Annotated in this window: 3 protein-coding genes and 1 pseudogene; 3 read left to right on the forward strand and 1 reads right to left on the reverse strand. The window is 60.5% G+C overall.

From position 1 onward, the window contains the following. From AC1DH9_RS23465 to AC1DH9_RS23475, 3 genes and pseudogenes are all read left to right on the forward strand, one after another. Positions 1 to 196: pseudogene (locus tag AC1DH9_RS23465) on the forward strand (group II intron reverse transcriptase/maturase); the annotation flags it as partial. A 270-nt stretch (positions 197 to 466) separates the two neighbouring features. Then, positions 467 to 1477 (forward strand): aspartate-semialdehyde dehydrogenase, encoded by a 1011-nt coding sequence (locus AC1DH9_RS23470; protein WP_477808864.1) that lies wholly within the window; start codon positions 467 to 469, stop codon positions 1475 to 1477. Between the two features lie 206 nt (positions 1478 to 1683). Beyond that, positions 1684 to 4302, forward strand: a complete 2619-nt coding sequence (locus AC1DH9_RS23475; protein ID WP_427546076.1) for a motility hub landmark protein FimV — start codon at positions 1684 to 1686, stop codon at positions 4300 to 4302. A 62-nt stretch (positions 4303 to 4364) separates the two neighbouring features. Here the strand turns inward: AC1DH9_RS23475 and AC1DH9_RS23480 are convergent, their stop codons facing one another. Continuing rightward, positions 4365 to 4880: a M24 family metallopeptidase gene (locus tag AC1DH9_RS23480; RefSeq protein ID WP_477808865.1), complete on the reverse strand. Its 516-nt coding sequence runs from the start codon at positions 4878 to 4880 to the stop codon at positions 4365 to 4367. Between the last annotated feature and the right edge of the window lie 2 nt (positions 4881 to 4882).

The following is a 4882-nucleotide window of genomic DNA, read 5'->3' on the forward strand; positions in this document are numbered from 1 at the left end:
CTCTACGAGGGCGCGCAACCTGATACGTCTGGGAATCGACGAGGCGCGGGCGTGGAAATCGGCGGTCAATGGCCGAGGCCCATGGTGGAACTCGGGAGCGTCACATATGAATCAGGCGCTACCGAAGAAACTATGGGATCGACTCGGGCTGGTCTCAATACTGGATACGATAAACCGGCTTAATCGCATAACCTGAACCGCCGTATACGGAACCGTACGTACGGTGGTGTGAGAGGACGGCGGTTGTGAAGCCGCCTCCTACTCGATTGGATGGTCTGAGGTTAATCGGGTGCCTGACAGGCCGCTATCGCGAGCAGGCTCGCTCCCACATTGTGCGCGCGGTCAATGTGGGAGCGAGCCTGCTCGCGATGGCGTCGGCGCTGACACCGCAAATCCTCTGCAGAATTGCCTGCATGCCAGTCACCCGGTAAAGTGCCGCTCCCCCCGTTTCGCCTGAGGTAGATCCATGAGCCAGTCCTTTGATATCKCCGTCGTCGGCGCCACCGGTACTGTCGGCGAAACACTCGTCCAGATTCTTGAAGAGCGCGACTTCCCGGTGGCTAACCTGCACCTGCTGGCCAGCAGTGAATCGGCAGGGCATTCGGTGCCGTTTCGCGGCAAGAACGTACGGGTGCGGGAAGTCGACGAATTTGATTTCAGCAAGGTCCAGCTGGTGTTCTTCGCCGCCGGCCCAGCAGTCACCCTGAGCTTTGCGCCGCGTGCCACGGCCGCCGGTTGCGCGCTGATCGATTTGTCCKGCGCCTTGCCAGCCGAGCAAGCACCGCAGGTGGTGCCGGAAGCTAATAGCCAAGTGCTAGCCGGTTTGAAAAAGCCGTTTCAGGTGAGCAGCCCAAGTGCATCGGCCACCACCCTGGCCGTGGTGTTGGCACCATTGCGCGAATTGCTCGACCTGCAGCGAGTGACCGTCACTGCCAGCCTGGCCGTTTCCGCCCAAGGCCGCGAAGCAGTCAGCGAGCTGGCCCGGCAGACGGCAGAACTGCTGAATGTTCGTCCGCTGGAGCCGCGTTTCTTTGATCGGCAAATGGCCTTCAACCTGCTGGCACAAGTCGGCACGCCGGATGCCCAGGGCCATACGCTGCTGGAAAAACGCCTGGTTCGAGAGCTGCGCGAGGTCATGGCACAGCCTTTATTAAAGATTTCTGTCACTTGCATTCAAGCCCCGGTGTTTTTCGGCGATAGCTTTAGCGTGACCTTGCAGTCAGCCAAGGCTGTCGACCTGGCGGCGGTGAATGCTGCGCTTGAGGCGGCGCCGGGTGTCGAGCTGGTCGAGGCGGGCGATTACCCGACGCCGGTAGGTGATGCGGTAGGGCAGGATGTGGTCTACGTTGGTCGGGTTCGCAGTGGTATCGACGATCCGGCGGAACTTAACGTGTGGCTGACGTCAGATAACGTACGCAAAGGCGCTGCACTCAACGCGGTGCAGGTGGCTGAGTTGTTGATAAAAGACCTTGTGTAAAAGATACTTGGCAACAATTTGCAAATAGATTCTAGTCGTACAGGCCGCAAGGCCTGAATGCTGGAGGCGAGCCGCCATCAGGGGCTTCCAAGGGCATCAGTGAAATAAGCGCGCGCAGAGACTCTTCGAGGCTGCGCGCAATGCCTTACGGCAGCGGTATCAACACCTTCTCGCTTGCCGAGGAAAGTTCAACAAAGGATGAGGCTATGGTTCAAGTTCGCAAACTGGTGTTAGCAATAGCGGCCGCCTCGGCGCTGTCCTCCGGTATGGCGCATGCCCTCGGGCTTGGGGAATTGACCCTGAAGTCGACCCTGAACCAGCCCCTGGTAGCAGAAATCGAGTTGCTCGACGTCAAGGACCTCACCGCTGCCGAAGTGGTGCCGAGCCTGGCGTCGGCCGACGATTTCGCCAAGGCCGGGGTTGATCGTCAGGCGTTCCTCAATGACCTGACGTTCACGCCAGTGCTCAATGCCAGCGGTAAAAGCATCCTGCGGGTGACTTCAAGCAAGCCACTCTCCGAGCCGATGGTGAAATTCCTGGTTCAGGTGATGTGGCCAAGCGGCCGACTGCTGCGCGACTACAGCGTGCTGCTCGATCCGTCCAAATTCTCGCCGCAGACGGCTGACGCTGCCGCGCAACCCGCGCCGGCTCAAGCGCCAGCAGTCAACGCACCCGTGACTGGCGCGAGCAGGCCTGCGCAGCACGTCACGACACCGCGCGACACCTTGTGGGAAATCGCCGCGAAAGCGCGTAATGGCGGCTCGATCCAGCAAACCATGCTGGCGATTCAGGCGCTGAATCCGGACGCCTTTATCGATGGCAACATCAACCGATTGAAAACCGGTCAGGTCTTGCGCCTGCCGGACGCCACGCAAAGCACCAGCTTGCCGCAGCCTAAAGCCATTGCCGAAGTCGCCGCGCAGAACACGGCCTGGCGTCAGGGGCGTCGCTCGGTTCACCGGGTGCAGGCGCAACAGCTTGATGCCACCAAGCGCGGGCATGATGTGGTCGCGCCGCAGGGGACTGCCAAGGACCGCTTGAGTCTGGTCTCGGCCGAATCCGGCAAGAAAGGCGGCAAAGGTGCAGCGGGCGATAGCAAGGCCATCGGCAACAAGCTGGCAGTAGCCCAGGAAGGCCTCGATACGACTCGTCGTGACAATGCCGAGCTGAAAAGCCGCATAACTGACTTGCAGAGTCAGATGGACAAGCTCCAGCGCTTGATCGAGCTGAAAAATAATCAACTGGCCAAGATGCAAGCAGAAGGCGCAGGGGAAAATTCTGCTGCTCAACCTTCGGCGCCGATCTCGGCTGATCTGGTTGCCCAGCCAGCGACGGTGCCTGCAGCCGCGGTAGCCCCGGATGTAACGCCGGCCGCAGTGCCTGCCGAGGCGCCGGTTCAGGCGGCCCCGGCAGTGAGTGACGAGCAAAAGTACAACGAACTGCTGACCAATCCGATACTCCTGGGGCTGGTGGGTGGCGGTGCGGTGGTGGTGCTGTTGCTGCTGTTGTTGCTGGCGCGTCGGCGCAAGGCTCAACAGGAAGCCGAGAAGCACAAGCGCATGGCGAAGGCGCTGGCTGAAGAGTCGGACTTGACGCAAGACCTCGATCTGCCGGAAAGCAGCTTCGAAGGCCTCGAAGTGCCGGCGCCAGTCGTCAAGCTTGCAACGCCTCCAGCTCCTGCTCCTGCTCCAGTTGTGGCGCCGGTGGTCGTGACACCGCCGATTGCTGCGCCATTGGTCGCGCCGGCCGCCGAACGCTCGGACGATGTTCTGGCGCAAGCCCAGTCGCACATCAATGCCGGGCGTTTGAATCAGGCAGCCAGCCTGCTTGAAGACGGTATCAAGCAAGAGCCGCAACGCAGCGACCTTCGCTTGAAGCTGATGGAAGTCTACGGCCAGCAAGGCGATCGCAGTGCGTTCGTGGCGCAAGAGCGTCAGCTGGTTGCCAATGGCAAAAATCATGCTGACGTTGAACAGCTGAAAAGCCGCTTTCCGGCGATGGTTGCCGTGGCAGCTGTTGGCGGCATCGCCGCCGCAGCGGTTGCCGCCGAGCTGGATGCGCAGTACGTCAAGGACCTGCTGCACGAGGAGCCCAAGGCGCCGGAACCTGAAGCTGCACCGGCCGATGATGACTTCGATAGTGCTTTCGACCTGAGTCTGGATGATCTGGAAGCAGCATCGCCAGCGGTCGTTACGCCAGAGCCGGCGCTGGATCTGGACGCTTTTCCGCTCGATGACGAACTGAGCTTCGAATCTGTTCTGCAACAGCAGACCGAAGCCAAGGACAGCCTGGATGATCTGTCGGATTTCGACCTTGATCTGGGCGGCGACGTAGCGGATTCGACCCTGGCCGACGACGAGTTCCTGCTCAATCTCGACGACGATCTGAAAGACCTGCCAGCGGTAGAGTCGCCTGCAGTCACTGAAGCGGCGCTTGATGATCTGGAGTTGCCGGCCGATTTCGATCTGTCGCTGGCGGATGAGGCCGACGCTCACGCCAAGCCTGAGCCGGACGATTTCATGTCCGAGCTGGACGACGTCAATGCCGAGCTGGAGCGTTTGTCCGGTAGCCTGGAGCATCCGCCTATCGCCGAGCCAAGCTTCACCGCTGAAGATGCGGCGGCGGGGATGGAGATGGAAATGGGTGAGCCCGATTTCGATTTCCTCTCGGGCACTGACGAAGTCGCGACCAAGCTGGACCTGGCGCAGGCTTACATCGACATGGGTGACAACGACGGCGCGCGGGACATCCTCGGTGAAGTGCTCAGTGAGGGTAATGACGGTCAGAAGAGCGAAGCCAAGGACATGTTGGCGCGTATAGCCTGATTGACCGGTAGCGCATAACAAAAACGGCAGCCCATCAAGGCTGCCGTTTTTGTTTCGGGGGTTCAGGGATTGGTCACATAACCCGTGGCGAGGGAGCTTGCTCCCGCTCGATTGCGAAGCAGTCGTAAAGCCTTCTGGCGAGGAGTACCTGATGCTTGTTCTTCTGCGTAGCGATACAGTTCGGGGCCGGCGACCTGGTGGGTTCGCCAGTAGTCGTGGACCTGATCGAACAGAGTTTTCGCGGCCGCTGCACAGGCCTGCATTTCAGCGTCGTTGCCGGTGGTGAACGTGGCGCCACAATCACCTTCGTGGCGATCCCATACAACACCCAGGTCAATGAAGAAAATATCGTTTTCACCCAGCACCGGATCGCCGCTCGAAGGCTGCTTGAAGGTTTTCAGGGTGTTCTCGCCGAAGCGGATCTTGGTCGGATGCCAGATGCGGTCCATACCCAGCTCGGTCAGTACTTCAAGCCCCATCTGCAGGGCTTCGGACTCCAGCATGCCGGGCTTTGTCCGGCGAGCCATTTCTTCGATGGCCTCCCAGGTCTTGCGTTTGGCGTGGAGCATTCCCTCCAGGC

This window comes from Pseudomonas sp. 05T35 (assembly GCF_056396605.1).

Excerpts from the sequence above, each read along its gene's own strand:
- AC1DH9_RS23475 (WP_427546076.1), top strand. The coding sequence starts at position 1,684 with ATGGTTCAAGTTCGCAAACTGGTGTTAGCAATAGCGGCCGCCTCGGCG.